This is a genomic window from Actinacidiphila sp. bgisy144 (genome assembly GCF_057708105.1).
Window position 1 is genome coordinate 37421 of record NZ_JBYIRM010000013.1, and the last position, 15344, is coordinate 52764.

The following is a 15344-nucleotide window of genomic DNA, read 5'->3' on the forward strand; positions in this document are numbered from 1 at the left end:
CACTGTGTCATAGCCTCCTGACCATGACCGACACCACCCGAAGCGACCGGACCGCGGCCCGCGGCACCTCCGGAGAGCGCCCCACCGTGTGGCTCTCGCTGCCGCCCGCGGACTTCGACGACCTGCCCGACGCCTTCGACTACGTCTTCTGGGACGGCGCCGACGAGTACCCCGCCGACCCCGCCGAGGCCGCCTTCTACGTCGTGCCGTACATGAGAGGGCCCGTGCTCGGCGCGCGCCCGCTGCCGCGGATGAGCCGGGTCCAGGTGGTGCAGACGCTCAGCGCGGGCGTCGACCACATCGCACCCCACCTCGGGCAGTTGCCGGCCGGCGTCCGGCTGTGCAACGCCCGCGGCGTGCACGAGGCCAGCACCGCGGAGCTGACCCTCGCGCTCATCCTGGCCTCGCTGCGCGGCATCCCGCGCTTCGTTCGCGGCCAGGACAACGAGAAGTGGTACGCCGGTTTCTACCCCGCGCTCGCCGACCGCCGGGTGCTGATCGTCGGTTACGGCTCGATCGGCTCGGCCGTCGAGGACCGGCTGACGCCCTTCGAGTGCACCGTCGACCGGGTCGCCCGCACCCGGCGGGACGCGCCGCGCGGGCCGGTCCACGCCATGGCCGAGCTGCCCGCGCTGCTGCCGTCCGCCGACGTCGTGGTGCTCACCACCCCGCTCACCGAGCAGACCCGGGGACTGGTCAACGCCCCGTTCCTGGCGGCGATGAAGGACAACGCGCTGCTGGTCAACGTCGCGCGCGGACCGGTGGTGGACACCAAGGCGCTGCTCGCCGAGACCGAGTCGGGGCGGCTCACGGCGGCGCTCGACGTCACCGACCCCGAGCCGCTGCCGGCCGGGCACCCGCTGTGGCACGCGCCGGGGGTGCTGGTCAGCCCGCACGTCGGCGGCAGCACCTCCGCCTTCCTGCCGCGCGCCAAGCGCCTGGTGCGCGCGCAGCTGGAGCGGTTCGCGGCCGGCCTGCCGCTGGAGAACGTGGTCGCCGGGAACTGAACGGCCCGCCGGGCGGCGCCACCTGGTCCGGGAATGCCGGCAACCCCCTGATGGTTACACACAGTAGGAAAGACCTATCCCAGAGTGACGAATCTGGTGTATCGTCGGCATTCGGGGGCACGTTGTGACCGAACGACCACGGGCGCGGCGCTGTGAACGACGACGAAGTGAGGGGGCGGGTGATGCAGGACCGACCGTGCGGACCGATCACGCGGCACCGGCGTACCGCGGCACAGCGGAGCGCGGCATGAGCACCGGGGGAGCCGTGCTCGCGGCGCCGCAGACCACCGCCGAGGCCGAGGGCCACGCCGCCGTCGGCCTGCTGCCCCAACTCCTGCTGGCCCTGGTCTGCGGCGGCTACACCACCGGCGCCTCACTCGGCTGGGGAAGCCACGAAATGGCCCTGGTCATGGGCGACTTCGGGCTCGCCGCGGCCGCGTCCGCCGCCTCGGTCTCCGCCCTGCTGTACGCCCGGCGCCAGGCCGGGCCGCACCGCCCGGCCTGGCTGCTGTTCGCCTGCTCCTCCGCGATGACCGCCCTGGGCAACGGCATCTGGGGATGGTACGAAGTGGTGCTGCGCCGTCCCGTGCCGCAGACCTCCGCCGCCGACTTCTGCTTCCTGATGTTCGCCCCGCCCGCGATCATCGGGCTGCTGGTGCTCGCCAAACGCCCGGTGACCAGGGCGGGTTGGGTCTGCCTGGCGCTGGACACCTGGCTGATCGGCGGCTCGCTGCTCACCTTGTCCTGGAGCCTGGCACTGGCCCGCACCGCCGCGATCGACGCTCCCAGCACCGCCCGGACAGCCCTGTCGCTGGCCTACCCGCTGCTGGACATCGTGCTGGTCAGCATGGTGCTCGCGCTGCACTTCCGGCGCGCCGGGGTCAACCGCGCCGCCGTCAACACCGCGATCGCCGCCCTGGCGCTCACCGTGCTGTGCGACGCGCTGTTCACCTCGCCGCTGCTGCGCGCGCACTACCGCTCCGGCCAGGTGCTCGACGCCGGCTGGTTCGCCGGCAGCCTGCTGCTGGCGTACGCGCCCTGGGTCGGCGCGCGGTTGTACGCCCACCCGCACCCCGCCCGCCGGGCCGGCGCCACCACCCGCAAGGTCGCCACCTCGCTGACCGCCCTCACGCCCTACCTGGCGGCAGCCGTCTGCACCCTCGGCATCCTGTACAACGTGATCACCGGCCAGACGTGCGACCGCGTCGTGCTGCTCACCGGCTGCACCGTGGTGCTGGCGCTCGTGGTCCGCCAGGGCATCATGCTCCTCGACAACATCGCCCTCACTCAGGAACTGGCCCACAAGGAGAACCACTTCCGCTCCCTGGTGCAGGGCTCCAGCGACGTCATCATGATCGCCGCGCCCACCGGCGTGCTGCGCTACGTCAGCCCCGCCGCCCAGGGCGTCTACGGCCGGGACCCGGAGGAGATGGTCGGCACCGAGCTGGCCGCCCACATCCACCCCGAGGACCTGGGCCGCGTCCTGCACGAGGTGCGCCGCTTCCTGGCCGCCCCGCCCGGCGAGGAGCCGGCCACCCGCATCGAGTGCCGCATCCGCGCCGACCGCCACGGCTGGCTCGACATCGAGTCCAGCGTCACCCGCTACCAGGGCGGCCTGATCTTCAACAGCCGCGACATCACCGAACGCGTGCGGCTCCAGGCCCAGTTGCAGCACAACGCGTCCCATGACCCGCTCACCGACCTGCCCAACCGCGCCCTGTTCCTGGAACGGCTCGGCCGCGCGGTCGGCGGCCGGCGGGCCGGGGACGCCAGGGCCGCCGTGCTCTATGTGGACCTCGACGGCTTCAAGGCGGTCAACGACACGGTCGGGCACCAGGCGGGCGACGACCTGCTGATCCAGGCCGCCCGCCGGCTGCGGGACACCCTGCGCTCCGGCGACGTGGCGGCCCGCCTCGGCGGCGACGAGTTCGCCGCGCTCATCTCGGGCCCGGAGGCGGCCCCCGCCGCCGCGCAGGCGTCCGGGTCTCCAGGGCACCCCACGCACCCGGCGCACCCGGCGCACCCCGAGGGGAGCGCCGACCACGCCGGGGCCGCCCCCGGCCACCTGCCCTGTCCCGCCCACCCCGGCGGGCACCCGGGCCACTGCGCGTACCTCGGGCACGGTTCGATCCCCGGGCCCCGCGCGGCCCCCGCCGAGCCACTGCCCGGCCCCGACCCGGCCGCGGGCCCCGGCCCCGGTACCGGCCCTGGCACCGGCGCAAGCACCGGCCCGGCTCCCGGCGCCGCTGCCCCCGGCCGGCCCGCCGCCACCGTCGAGGACCGCGTCCGCGACATCGCCGACCGGCTGCGCGCCGTCCTCTCCGAGCCCTATCGGGTGGACGGCATCGAGGTCCGGGTCGGCGCCAGCGTCGGTATCGCCTTCGCCGAGCCCGGCGCCGCCCCCGGCGACGTGATGCGCCACGCCGACCTCGCGATGTACCGCGCCAAACAGGCCGGCAAGGGCCGCGTGGAGCTGTACGCCCCGCGGCTGCAATCCGACGCCGTGCGGCGCAACGAACTGGCCGGGCGGGTGCGCAAAGCCCTCGACGACGGCGAGTTCACCCTGCTGCACCAGCCCGTCGTGGAACTGGTCGGCGGCCGGATCACCGGCGTCGAGGCCCGCCCCCGCTGGCGCACCCCGCAGGGCATACTCTCCACGCCCGCCGAGTTCCTGTACTCCGGTGACGGCGGCGAGCGCGCGTTAGGGACCGGGCGCCTGCTGGACCGCCTGCTCGACCAGGCCGTCGAACAGGCCGCGCTGCGCTACGGCGCCGGCCACCGCGTCCCGGTCACCGTACGGCTGTCCGCGGGCCGTCTGCTCCACCGCGACCAGCCGGCCACCGGCATCGAGCGGCTGCTCGCCCGCCACGAGCTGCCGCCCAGCGGCCTGGTCGTCGAGGTGACCGGGGGCGACCCCCGGATCGCCCCCGAGGAGCTGGAACGCCGGCTGACCGGCCTGCGCCGGCTCGGCGTGCGCATCGCGCTCGGCGGCTTCGCCGCCGGATACGGCGCGCTCGGCGCCCTGCGCACCCTCCCGGTGGACATGATCAAGCTCGACCGCGCCTTCACCGACGGCGTGGTCGAGTCCGGCCGGCTGCGCAAGATCACCGGCGGCCTGCTGGGCATCGCCGCCGACCTCGGCATCCGCGCCGTCGCCGACGGCATCGACCGCCCCGAGCAGCTCCAGGCGATGCACGAGATGGGCTGCGCCCAGGGCCTGGGCATGGCCTTCTCCGGCCCGCTCGACGAGCACCACCTGCGCGGCTCGCTGGCCCGCGGCGGCTACCCGGTATGCTCGAATAATGAGACGCCCGTCCCACCGGCTTGACACCAAAGCGGGGGCGGGAGGAGGGTCGGAGCCATGCGCACCCGAATTCTCGTACTTGGAAAGCGCGTCGGCTGACCGAGGCCCCTACGCCTCGCACCGCACCGGCGCGCTCCCCTCGCTTGCCTCACGGCACGGGGGGTTTTTTGTTGCCCGGCGGCAGCCCGTCGCCGCCGGCCACCGCAGTACCAGAGCAGCGACGCACCACCGCAAACCCTCATCTTCGAGAGAAGAGAACGCAGATGACCGAGCAGGCCACCGGGTCCCACCACCCGCAGCGGAGCCGCAGCGCGGCGCCCGCCGCCCCCGCGGAGCGCATGACTGGTGCACAGGCCCTCATCCGCTCCCTTGAGGCCGTAGGCGCCGACACCGTGTTCGGCATCCCGGGCGGCGCGATCCTGCCGGCGTACGACCCGCTGATGGACTCCGTGAAGGTCCGCCACGTGCTGGTCCGCCACGAGCAGGGCGCCGGCCACGCCGCCACCGGCTACGCCCAGGCCACCGGCAAGGTCGGCGTGTGCATGGCCACCTCGGGCCCGGGCGCCACCAACCTGGTCACCCCGATCGCCGACGCGCACATGGACTCCGTGCCGATCGTGGCCATCACCGGCCAGGTCGCCTCGAAGTCCATCGGCACCGACGCCTTCCAGGAAGCCGACATCTGCGGCATCACCCTGCCGATCACCAAGCACAACTTCCTGGTCACCGACCCGGCCGAGATCCCGCGCACCATCGCCGAGGCGTTCCACATCGCCGGCACCGGCCGCCCCGGCCCGGTCCTGGTGGACATCGCCAAGGACGCGCTGCAGAACGAGACCACCTTCAGCTGGCCGCCGCAGCAGGACCTGCCCGGCTACCGCCCGGTGACCAAGCCGCACGCCAAGCAGATCCGCGAGGCCGCCCGGCTGATCAACGAGGCCCGCCGCCCGGTGTTCTACGTCGGCGGCGGCGTGCTCAAGGCCCGCGCCACCGCGGAGCTGCGCATCCTCGCCGAGCTGACCGGCGCCCCGGTGACCACCACCTTGATGGCGCTCGGCGCGTTCCCCGACAGCCACCCCCAGCACGTCGGCATGCCCGGCATGCACGGCGACGTCTCCGCGGTCACCGCGCTCCAGAAGTCGGACCTGATCGTCGCGCTCGGCGCCCGCTTCGACGACCGCGTCACCGGCCGGCTGGACACCTTCGCGCCGAACGCGAAGGTCGTGCACGCCGACATCGACCCGGCCGAGATCTCCAAGAACCGGATCGCCGACGTGCCGATCGTCGGCGACGCCCGCGAGGTGCTCGCGGACCTGATCGTCGCCGTCCAGTCCGACCACGAGGCCGGCCACCGCGGCGACTACACCGACTGGTGGCGGCAGCTGTCCTTCTGGCGCAACACCTACCCGCTCGGCTACGAGACGCCCGGCGACGGCAGCCTCGCCCCGCAGCAGGTCATCGAGCGGATCGGGCAACTCGCCCCCGAGGGCACCCTGTTCGCCGCCGGCGTCGGCCAGCACCAGATGTGGGCCGCGCAGTTCATCAAGTACGAGCAGCCCGGCACCTGGTTCAACTCCGGCGGCGCCGGGACCATGGGCTACGCGGTGCCCGCCGCGATGGGCGCCAAGGCCGGCCGCCCGGAGCAGACCGTGTGGGCGATCGACGGCGACGGCTGCTTCCAGATGACCAACCAGGAACTGGTCACCTGCGCGCTGAACAACATCCCGATCAAGGTCGCCGTCATCAACAACGGCGCCCTGGGCATGGTCCGCCAGTGGCAGAACCTCTTCTACGGCGAGCGGTTCTCCAACACGGTGCTGCACGACGGCGCCGAGCACGTGCCCGGCTCCACCCAGGGCGTCGGCTCCATCCGCAACCACGGCACCCGGGTGCCGGACTTCGTGAAGCTCTCCGAGGCGATGGGCTGCGTCGGGCTGCGCTGCGAGTCGCCCGACGAGCTGGACGCGGTCATCGCCAAGGCGAACGAGATCAACGACCGCCCGGTGGTGGTGGACTTCATCGTGAACGAGGACGCCATGGTCTGGCCGATGGTCGCCGCCGGCACCTCCAACGACGAGATCATGGCCGCGCGCGACGTCCGCCCTGACTTCGGCGACAGCGAAAACGACTGAGCGAGCCGGGACGAGCGAAGGAAACCACTGACATGTCCAAGCACACCCTCTCCGTCCTGGTGGAGAACAAGCCCGGCGTCCTGGCCCGGATCACCGCGCTGTTCTCCCGCCGCGGCTTCAACATCGACTCCCTCGCGGTCGGCACCACCGAGCACCCCGAGATCTCCCGGATCACCATCGTGGTCAACGTGGTGGACCAACTGCCCCTCGAACAGGTCACCAAGCAGCTCAACAAGCTGGTCAACGTGCTGAAGATCGTCGAACTCGACCCGACGGCCGCGGTCGCCCGCGAACTCGTCCTGGTGAAGGTGCGGGCCGACAACGACACCCGCTCGCAGGTCGTGGAGATCGTGCAGCTCTTCCGCGCCAAGACCGTCGACGTCTCGCCGGAGGCCGTCACCATCGAAGCCACCGGCGGCGCCGACAAGTTGGAGGCCATGCTCAAGATGCTGGAGCCGTTCGGCATCAAGGAGCTGGTCCAGTCCGGCACCATCGCCATCGGCCGCGGCGCCCGCTCCATCACCGACCGGAGCCTGCGCGCGCTCGACCGCTCCGCGTGACGCGGCGGACGGCCCGGCGCGCGCGACCCGCGCGCGGGCCGATCCGCATGGCGAGACCCCGAAACCCCTTCCCGCCCACCGGCGTACGGTGGGCCGTACCAACCGAACCAAGGAGATACCCGAAGTGGCCGAGCTGTTCTACGACGACGACGCCGACCTGTCCATCATCCAGGGCCGCAAGGTCGCGGTCATCGGCTACGGCAGCCAGGGCCACGCCCACGCGCTGTCGCTGCGCGACTCCGGCGTCGATGTGCGCATCGGCCTGCACGAGGGCTCCAAGTCCAAGGCGCAGGCCGAGGAGCAGGGCCTGCGCGTGGTGACGGTCGCCGAGGCCGCGGCCGAGGCCGACGTCATCATGGTCCTGGTGCCGGACCCGATCCAGGCGCGCGTCTACGAGGAGTCCATCAAGGACAACCTCAAGGACGGCGACGCCCTCTTCTTCGGGCACGGCCTGAACATCCGCTACGGCTTCATCAAGCCGCCGGCCGGCGTCGACGTCTGCATGGTCGCCCCGAAGGGCCCGGGCCACCTGGTCCGCCGCCAGTACGAGGAAGGCCGCGGCGTGCCGTGCATCGTGGCCGTCGAGCAGGACGCGAGCGGCAACGGCTTCGCGCTGGCGCTCTCCTACGCCAAGGGCATCGGCGGCACCCGCGCCGGCGTCATCAAGACCACCTTCACCGAGGAGACCGAGACCGACCTCTTCGGCGAGCAGGCGGTGCTGTGCGGCGGCACCTCCGCGCTGGTCAAGGCGGGCTTCGAGACCCTGGTCGAGGCCGGCTACCAGCCGGAGATCGCGTACTTCGAGTGCCTGCACGAGCTGAAGCTCATCGTGGACCTGATGTACGAAGGCGGCCTGGAGAAGATGCGCTGGTCGGTCTCCGAGACCGCCGAGTGGGGCGACTACGTCACCGGCCCGCGGATCATCAACGAGAACACCAAGGCCGAGATGAAGAAGATCCTCGGCGAGATCCAGGACGGCACCTTCGCCAACAACTGGATCGCCGAGTACAACGCCGGCCTGCCGAAGTACAACGAGTACAAGAAGGCCGACGAGAACCACCTGCTGGAGACCACCGGCAAGAAGCTGCGCAAGCTGATGAGCTGGGTGGACGAGGAGGCGTAAGCCCCGCGGTCCGGGCCGTCCCGGACCGGCCCCCGCGCGCCTCGTTTCGTACACGACCCCGCCCCCGGCAGTGCCCCTGAACGGGGGATTCGGGGCGGGGTTTGTACGAAGCGACGCAACCCTTGAGGGTGATCCTTCCATTTCGGCGATGGCGCTGATCCACCCCGCCGATACACTCCCTTAACAAGCGCGTCAGGCTCACAGCGTCGTGCGTCTTCCACGCGGCATGCCATCCCCCGGATGGGTGGGCTTCTTCTTCGCCCACTACCCCGCCCTCCCAGGAGCGGCCCCACGGGACCGGCCGCCCCCGCAGGAACAAGTGAGGACCACGTGAGCCAGAAGCCTGTCGTACTCATCGCAGAAGAGCTGTCGCCGGCCACGGTCGACGCGCTCGGCCCGGACTTCGAGATCCGGCACTGCAACGGCGCGGACCGAGCCGAGCTGCTGTCCGCGATCGCCGACGTCGACGCCATCCTGATCCGCAGCGCCACCAAGGTGGACGCCGAAGCGGTCGCCGCCGCGGGCAAACTGCGGGTCGTCGCCCGCGCGGGCGTCGGCCTGGACAACGTCGACGTGGCCGCCGCCACCAAGGCCGGCGTCATGGTCGTGAACGCCCCGACCTCCAACATCGTCACCGCCGCCGAACTCGCCTGCGGGCTGATCATCGCCACCGCCCGGAACATCGCGCCCGCCAACGCGGCGCTGAAGGCCGGGGAGTGGAAGCGGAACAAGTACACCGGCGTCGAGCTGAGCGAGAAGACCCTCGGCGTGGTCGGCCTGGGCCGGATCGGCGTGCTGGTCACCCAGCGGATGTCGGCCTTCGGGATGAACGTCGTCGCCTACGACCCCTATGTGCAGCCCGCCCGCGCCGCCCAGATGGGTGTCCGGCTGCTCTCCCTGGACGAGCTGCTGGAGGTCTCCGACTTCATCACCGTCCACCTGCCGAAGACCCCCGAGACGCTGGGCCTGATCGGCGACGAGGCGCTGCACAAGGTCAAGCCGTCGGTGCGGATCGTCAACGCCGCGCGCGGCGGGATCGTCGACGAGGAGGCGCTCGCCGCGGCCCTCAAGGAGGGCCGGGTCGCCGGCGCCGGCCTGGACGTGTACGCCAAGGAGCCGTGCACCGACTCCCCGCTCTTCCAGTTCGACAACGTGGTGGCGACCCCGCACCTGGGCGCCTCCACCGACGAGGCGCAGGAGAAGGCGGGCATCGCGGTCGCGAAGTCGGTGCGGCTCGCGCTCGCCGGCGAACTGGTCCCGGACGCGGTCAACGTGCAGGGCGGCGTCATCGCCGAGGACGTCAAGCCCGGGCTGCCGCTCGCGGAGAAGCTGGGCCGGATCTTCACCGCGCTGGCCGGCGAGGTCGCCGCCCGCCTGGACGTCGAGGTCCGCGGCGAGATCACCCAGCACGACGTGAAGGTGCTCGAACTCAGCGCGCTCAAGGGCGTGTTCGAGGACGTGGTGGCCGAGACCGTGTCCTACGTCAACGCACCGCTGTTCGCGCAGGAGCGCGGGGTGGAGGTCCGCCTCACCACCAGCTCCGAGTCGCCCAACCACCGCAACCTCGTCACCGTGCGCGGCACCCTCGCCGACGGCACCGAGGTGTCGGTGTCCGGCACCCTGGCCGGCCCGAAGAACCTCCAGAAGATCGTCGCGGTCGGCGACGAGGACGTGGACCTGGCGCTCGCCGACCACATGGCGTTCCTGCGCTACACCGACCGCCCGGGCGTGGTCGGCACCGTCGGCCGCATCCTCGGCGAGGTCGGCGTCAACATCGCCGGTATGCAGGTCGCCCGCGCGGCCGCGGGCGGCGACGCGCTCGTCGCCCTCACCGTCGACTCCACCATCCCCGCCGGCGTCCTCACCGACATCGCCGACGAGATCGGCGCCACGTCCGCCCGCGCGGTCAACCTTACGGACTGATTCCGGACCGCGGTGGCGCGTAGGCTTGTCTTTATGACGTGACCAGAAAACACCGGTAGTACAAATCACTCGTTCGGGTGGTGGCGCCGGTGTTTTCTGGCGTTCATCTGATCAATGCCGACACGATCCCGTCCATGGGAGGACAGATGACTGCCGAAAAACTCCCGGACTGGGTTTTCCCCCCTCCGGGTGGCTTCACCGCGGACGACCTCGACCGCATCCCCGATCTCCCGCCGCACACCGAGCTGATCGACGGGAGCCTCATCTTCGTGAGTCCGCAGAAGAGTTTCCATGCGCTGGTCCTGGACCTGCTGGTCCACGCGCTGCGCGGTTTCGCGCCGAAGGACCTTCGGGTGCGCCGAGAAATGACCATCGTGCTTGACAAGACCAACCGGCCTGAGCCGGACCTGACGGTCCTGCACGAACGTGCGGTGCCGAACGCCGGACATGGTGAGACGAGCTACCGTGCCGAGGACGTGGTCCTCGCGGTGGAGGTGGTCTCGCCGGAGTCCGCCGACCGTGACCGTGAGCGCAAACCGCTGCTCTACGCACGTGCGGGAATTCCGCATTTCTGGCTGGTCGAGCGGACGGAAATCGGTCGCCCGGTGGTCCACACCTACGAGTTGGACCGGCTCGGCCACGCGTACGAGTTGACCGGCATCCACCACGACCGCCTCAAGGTCTCCGCCCCATACACCATCGACATCGACCTGACCGAGATCGACCGCATGTAGCGCTGTCCGACCGTGCCGCCACGTCCCGCTACAGGCGGGCGGCCTTCAGTGCCATGTGGAGCAGCAGGCGGGACTCGCCGTCGGCCAGGTCGAGTCCGGTGAGCTGCTCGATCCGGGACAGGCGGTAGTAGAGCGTCTGGCGGTGGATCGCCAGCGCGGTGGCGGTCCGCCCGGCCTGGCCCGCGTGGTCGAGGAACACCTCGGCGGTGTGGGCGAGTTCGCGGTGCGCGTCGGTGAGCAGGGAGGCGATCGCCGGGTCCGGCGACGCCTCGGCCGGCAGCGCGGTGAGCAGCCGGTACGGCCCGATCCCCGACCACTTGGCGACCGGCCCGAGCAGCGGCTGCGCCCGGGCCGCACGGGCGGACGCGGTCGCCTCCTGCCAGGCGCCGGGCAGCTCCGCCAGCGAGGTGCGCGCGTCGCTCACCCCCGCCACCGGCTCCTGCGCCCCGCCGGCCCCGTTCGCCTCACCCGGGCCGCCCGCCGCGACCGCGGCCAGCACCCGGGTCGCCGCCGTCCGCGCGGGTGCCAGCACCTGCGGCGAGCGCAGCCGCACCAGCACCGCCACCGCCGCCCAGCGCCCCCACCCCGGCACCCGGGCGATCGCCGCGGCGCCCGGCACGGTCCGCGCCCCGGGCAGGTCGTCGGCGCGGCCGGCCCAGCCCTCCGGCGGCGGCCCGGCCAGCCGCTTGCCGCCCCGCTCCGGCGGCCACACGCACACCAGCGCGTGCGGCTCGTCCGCGTCCGGCCCCAGCGCCTTGCGCAGCGCCTCCTCCGCGGTGTCCAGCGCGGCCCGGGTCGCCCCGGTGAGCAGCGCCCGCAGCGCCTGGCCGGCCTCGGCCCCGGCCGCGGACATCGCCGCGAGCCGGTCCCCGATCCGCACCGCGACCGCCATCGCCGCACCGAGCTGCCCGGGGGAGTGGTCGGCCTCGTCCAGCAGCCACACATAGCCGTAGACCACCCCGGCGTGCCGCACCGGCAGGCACAGCCGGCCGGTGAAGACCCCCGCGGACGGCGCCGCGGGGATGCGGACCGGGGCGGTGGCGCGGGCGATGCCGAACTGCTCGAACCAGGCGCGGACCTCCGCGGTGGAGCGCCGGGTCAGGATCGACCGGGTCCGCACCGGGTCGACCGCGGCCTCGTCGTCGCTGTCGTGCACACCGAACGCGATCAGCCGGAAGTCCCGGTCCTCCAGCGTCGCGGGCGCCCCGAGGAGCGCCGAGACCTCGTCCACCAGATCCTGGAAATCACCGTAGTCAGCGGCCACCCGTCCATTGTCCTCCACGGCCCTCATACATCTGTATGAGGGGTCGCACCCGGATGCGTGACAGGTGTCGATGGCCCACCGGGCGGGCCCGTACCTACATTCGCGGTGACGGCACGCGATCCGTGCCGCCGCTCCGGTGCGGCGGCCACCCCCGCCGCACCGGCAACCCGCCCATCCGCCCACCGGCCCCGCCCGGCGGTCCCACCGCCCCGGCCGCCCGCCATCCGCCAGGAGGCCCCAAGTGCTCGGTCCCGTGCTGCTCGCCGCGTCGCGCAGCGACCGGCTGCGCCGCGTCGTCGCCGCCGCCCCCGTCACCCGTCCGGTGGTGGACCGCTTCGTCGCGGGCGACGCGCTGCACCCCGCGATGGACACCGTCCACGCGCTGACCGCCGCCGGCCTGGAGGTCACCCTCGACCACCTCGGCGAGGACGTCACCGACCGCGCCACCGCCCGGCAGACCCGCGACGCCTACCTGCGGCTGCTGGAGACGCTGGCCACCGCCGACCTCGGCGGGCGCGCCGAGGTGTCGGTGAAGCTCTCCGCCTTCGGCCAGGCGCTGCCCGACGGCGGCCACGACATCGCGCTGGAGAACGTCCGCGCGGTCGCCGAGCTCGCCACCGCGACCGGCACCACCGTCACCCTCGACATGGAGGACCACACCACCGTCGACTCGACGCTGGCGGTCCTGCGCGAGCTGCGCCGCGAGCACCCGCGCACCGGCGCGGTCCTCCAGTCGTACCTCTTCCGGACCGAGGCCGACGCCAAGGAGCTGGCCACCGCCGGCTCCCGGGTCCGGCTGGTCAAGGGCGCCTACAAGGAGCCCGCGCACGTCGCCTACCAGGACCGCAAGTCCGTCGACCGCGCCTATGTGCGCGCGCTGCGCATCCTCTTCGAGGGCGAGGGCTACCCCATGGTCGGCTCGCACGACCCGCGCATGATCGCCATCGCCCAGGAACTCGCCGCCCGCAACGGGCGGGCCGCCGGGTCGTACGAGTTCCAGATGCTCTACGGCATCCGCACCGCCGAGCAGCGCCGGCTCGCGGCGGCCGGCGAGCGCATGCGCATCTACGTCCCCTACGGCGCAGACTGGTACGGGTACTTCATGCGCCGCCTCGCCGAGCGCCCGGCGAACCTCGCCTTCTTCCTGCGCTCCTTCGCCCCCAGCCGCTGAACCGTTCCGCCGAACCGTTCCGCCGAACCGATCCCACAAGGAGACACGCTCCATGGACGCTGTGACCCAGGTCCCCGCTCCGGTCAACGAGCCGGTGCACACCTACGCGCCCGGCAGCCCGGAACGCGCCCGGCTCGAGGCGAAGCTCAAGGAGCTGGCCGGCAACCCGATCGACCTGCCGCTGGTGATCGGCGGCACCGAGCGGATGGGGCGCGGCGAGCGGTTCGACGTGGTGCAGCCGCACCACCACGCGGCCCGGCTCGGCACCAGCGCCGCCGCCGACGCCCAGGACGCCCGGGACGCGGTGGACGCGGCGCTCGCCGCGGCCCCCGCCTGGCGCGCCACCTCCTTCGACGACCGCGCCGCGATCTTCCTGCGCGCCGCCGAACTGCTCTCCGGCCCCTGGCGCGAGACGCTCGTCGCCTCCACCATGCTCGGCCAGTCCAAGACGGTCCAGCAGGCCGAGATCGACAGCCCCTGCGAACTGGTCGACTTCTGGCGGTTCAACGTCCACTACGCCCGGCAGATCCTCGCCGAGCAGCCGGTGACGAACTCCCCCGGGGTGTGGAACCGCCTGGACCACCGCCCGCTGGAGGGCTTCGTCTACGCGATCACGCCGTTCAACTTCACCGCCATCGCCGGCAACCTGCCCACCGCGCCCGCGCTGATGGGCAACGTGGTGGTGTGGAAGCCGTCGCCGACCCAGACCCACTCGGCGCTGCTGGTGATGCGGCTGCTGAAGGAGGCCGGGCTGCCGGACGGCGTCATCAACCTCGTCACCGGGCGGGGCGAGGCAGTCTCGGAGGTGGCGCTCACCCATCCGGAGCTGGCCGGCATCCACTTCACCGGCTCGACCAGGACCTTCCAGTACCTGTGGCGGACGGTCGGCGAGAACATCGAGCGCTACCGCTCCTACCCGCGGATCGTCGGCGAGACCGGCGGCAAGGACTTCGTGGTCGCCCACCCGTCGGCGGACCCGGCGGTGCTGAAGACCGCGCTGACCCGCGGCTCCTTCGAGTACCAGGGCCAGAAGTGCTCGGCCTCCTCGCGCGCCTACCTGCCGCGCTCGCTGTGGGAGGGCGGCTTCAAGGAGGAGTTCGCCGCCGAGGTCGACGGCCTGGCCATGGGCGACGTCACCGACCTGAGCAACTTCCTGGGCGCGCTGATCGACGGCGCCGCGTTCGCCAAGAACAAGGCCGCGATCGAGCGCGCCAAGGCCGACCCGGCCGTCGAGGTGGTGGCCGGCGGCACGTACGACGACTCGGTCGGCTGGTTCGTCCGCCCGACGGTGCTTGTCGCCACCGACCCGGAGCACGAGATCTTCCGCGAGGAGTACTTCGGCCCGCTGCTGGCGGTGTACGTCTACGACGACAGCGACGAGGGGGCGTTCGACGCGATGCTCGACCAGATGGAGTCGGTCGCCTCCTACGCGCTGACCGGTTCGGTGATCGCCCGCGACCGGGCGGCCGTGGCCCACGTGATGGAGCGGCTGCGCTTCGCGGCGGGCAACTTCTACATCAACGACAAGTCGACCGGCGCCGTGGTCGGCCAGCAGCCGTTCGGCGGTGCGCGGGCCTCCGGCACCAACGACAAGGCGGGCTCCGCGCAGAACCTGCTGCGCTGGACGTCGACCCGCGCGATCAAGGAGGCGCTGGTCCCGCCGACGGACTACCGCTACCCGCACCAGGGCTGACCGCCCCCGCGCCACTGCCCCCGCCTCCCGGCCTCGGAGACGGGGGCAGCTCCCTGCCCGGCCCCTGCACGGCCTCCGTGCGGCCGAACGAACGGCCGGTCGTCTCAGATAGTAGGAAGTCCGAGTAAACCTGGGGACAGGGCGCGCGCTGTGTCCTAACTTTGAATGAGCCGAACGTTTCCCGCTCGACCGAGCGGACGGCGGATGCGAGCCAGGCGCCTCCAGGCGGGCCACCCCCGCGGCGCTGCTCTCCGCCCGCGTTCCTTGGCACGTCTCACCACCCGTCGGTACCACTCTTCAACGGAGTTGATTCCCATGGACGACGACGCCCGCCAGAACGCCCTGCGCGCCCTCCAGCGCTCCATGGACCGCCGCGACAACGGCGGCTCCACCGGCCACGAGCACTGAGCCGCGCGCATACCGCACGCGCCCA

Annotated in this window: 10 protein-coding genes; 9 read left to right on the forward strand and 1 reads right to left on the reverse strand. The window is 72.3% G+C overall.

Annotated elements, in window-relative coordinates:
• Positions 1 to 86 precede the first annotated feature (86 nt).
• The 7 genes from AC3EVP_RS16945 to AC3EVP_RS16975 all read left to right on the forward strand — a co-directional run bounded on the left by AC3EVP_RS16945 (position 87) and on the right by AC3EVP_RS16975 (position 10783).
• Positions 87 to 1007 (forward strand): 2-hydroxyacid dehydrogenase, encoded by a 921-nt coding sequence (locus AC3EVP_RS16945; RefSeq protein WP_335975208.1) that lies wholly within the window; start codon positions 87 to 89, stop codon positions 1005 to 1007.
• A 247-nt stretch (positions 1008 to 1254) separates the two neighbouring features.
• Positions 1255 to 4335 carry a putative bifunctional diguanylate cyclase/phosphodiesterase gene (locus tag AC3EVP_RS16950; protein ID WP_435130782.1) on the forward strand — a complete coding sequence of 1027 codons (3081 nt, stop codon included), beginning with the start codon at positions 1255 to 1257 and terminating at the stop codon, positions 4333 to 4335.
• A 239-nt stretch (positions 4336 to 4574) separates the two neighbouring features.
• Complete coding sequence (locus AC3EVP_RS16955) at positions 4575 to 6443, forward strand: acetolactate synthase large subunit (RefSeq protein ID WP_335974245.1); 1869 nt, start codon at positions 4575 to 4577, stop codon at positions 6441 to 6443.
• 32 nt (positions 6444 to 6475) lie between these two features.
• Entirely contained in the window at positions 6476 to 7003 is a 528-nt protein-coding gene (gene ilvN / locus AC3EVP_RS16960; protein WP_335974241.1) for an acetolactate synthase small subunit, read from the forward strand.
• Positions 7004 to 7127: 124 nt separating this feature from the next.
• Positions 7128 to 8126, forward strand: a complete 999-nt coding sequence (ilvC, locus tag AC3EVP_RS16965) for a ketol-acid reductoisomerase (protein ID WP_335974227.1) — start codon at positions 7128 to 7130, stop codon at positions 8124 to 8126.
• A 330-nt stretch (positions 8127 to 8456) separates the two neighbouring features.
• Positions 8457 to 10049 carry a phosphoglycerate dehydrogenase gene (gene serA, locus AC3EVP_RS16970; protein ID WP_335974224.1) on the forward strand — a complete coding sequence of 531 codons (1593 nt, stop codon included), beginning with the start codon at positions 8457 to 8459 and terminating at the stop codon, positions 10047 to 10049.
• A 146-nt stretch (positions 10050 to 10195) separates the two neighbouring features.
• Complete coding sequence (locus AC3EVP_RS16975) at positions 10196 to 10783, forward strand: Uma2 family endonuclease (RefSeq protein WP_435130934.1); 588 nt, start codon at positions 10196 to 10198, stop codon at positions 10781 to 10783.
• 28 nt (positions 10784 to 10811) lie between these two features.
• Here AC3EVP_RS16975 and AC3EVP_RS16980 read toward each other — a convergent pair whose 3' ends face one another.
• Positions 10812 to 12074, reverse strand: coding sequence for a PucR family transcriptional regulator (locus AC3EVP_RS16980; protein WP_435130783.1), 1263 nt, complete (start codon positions 12072 to 12074; stop codon positions 10812 to 10814).
• 214 nt (positions 12075 to 12288) lie between these two features.
• On the opposite strand from AC3EVP_RS16980, the gene AC3EVP_RS16985 reads away from it, so the two are divergent.
• Both AC3EVP_RS16985 and pruA read left to right on the forward strand, forming a co-directional pair.
• On the forward strand, positions 12289 to 13218 hold the full coding sequence (locus tag AC3EVP_RS16985; protein WP_435130784.1) for a proline dehydrogenase family protein: 930 nt from the start codon (positions 12289 to 12291) through the stop codon (positions 13216 to 13218).
• A 52-nt stretch (positions 13219 to 13270) separates the two neighbouring features.
• Positions 13271 to 14911, forward strand: coding sequence for an L-glutamate gamma-semialdehyde dehydrogenase (gene pruA / locus AC3EVP_RS16990; RefSeq protein WP_435130785.1), 1641 nt, complete (start codon positions 13271 to 13273; stop codon positions 14909 to 14911).
• Positions 14912 to 15344: the final 433 nt, after the last annotated feature.

Excerpts from the sequence above, each read along its gene's own strand:
- AC3EVP_RS16950 (WP_435130782.1), top strand. The coding sequence starts at position 1,255 with ATGAGCACCGGGGGAGCCGTGCTCGCGGCGCCGCAGACCACCGCCGAG.
- AC3EVP_RS16955 (WP_335974245.1), top strand. The coding sequence starts at position 4,575 with ATGACCGAGCAGGCCACCGGGTCCCACCACCCGCAGCGGAGCCGCAGC.
- ilvN (WP_335974241.1), top strand. The coding sequence starts at position 6,476 with ATGTCCAAGCACACCCTCTCCGTCCTGGTGGAGAACAAGCCCGGCGTC.
- AC3EVP_RS16975 (WP_435130934.1), top strand. The coding sequence starts at position 10,196 with ATGACTGCCGAAAAACTCCCGGACTGGGTTTTCCCCCCTCCGGGTGGC.
- AC3EVP_RS16980 (WP_435130783.1), bottom strand. The coding sequence starts at position 12,074 with ATGAGGGCCGTGGAGGACAATGGACGGGTGGCCGCTGACTACGGTGAT.
- pruA (WP_435130785.1), top strand. The coding sequence starts at position 13,271 with ATGGACGCTGTGACCCAGGTCCCCGCTCCGGTCAACGAGCCGGTGCAC.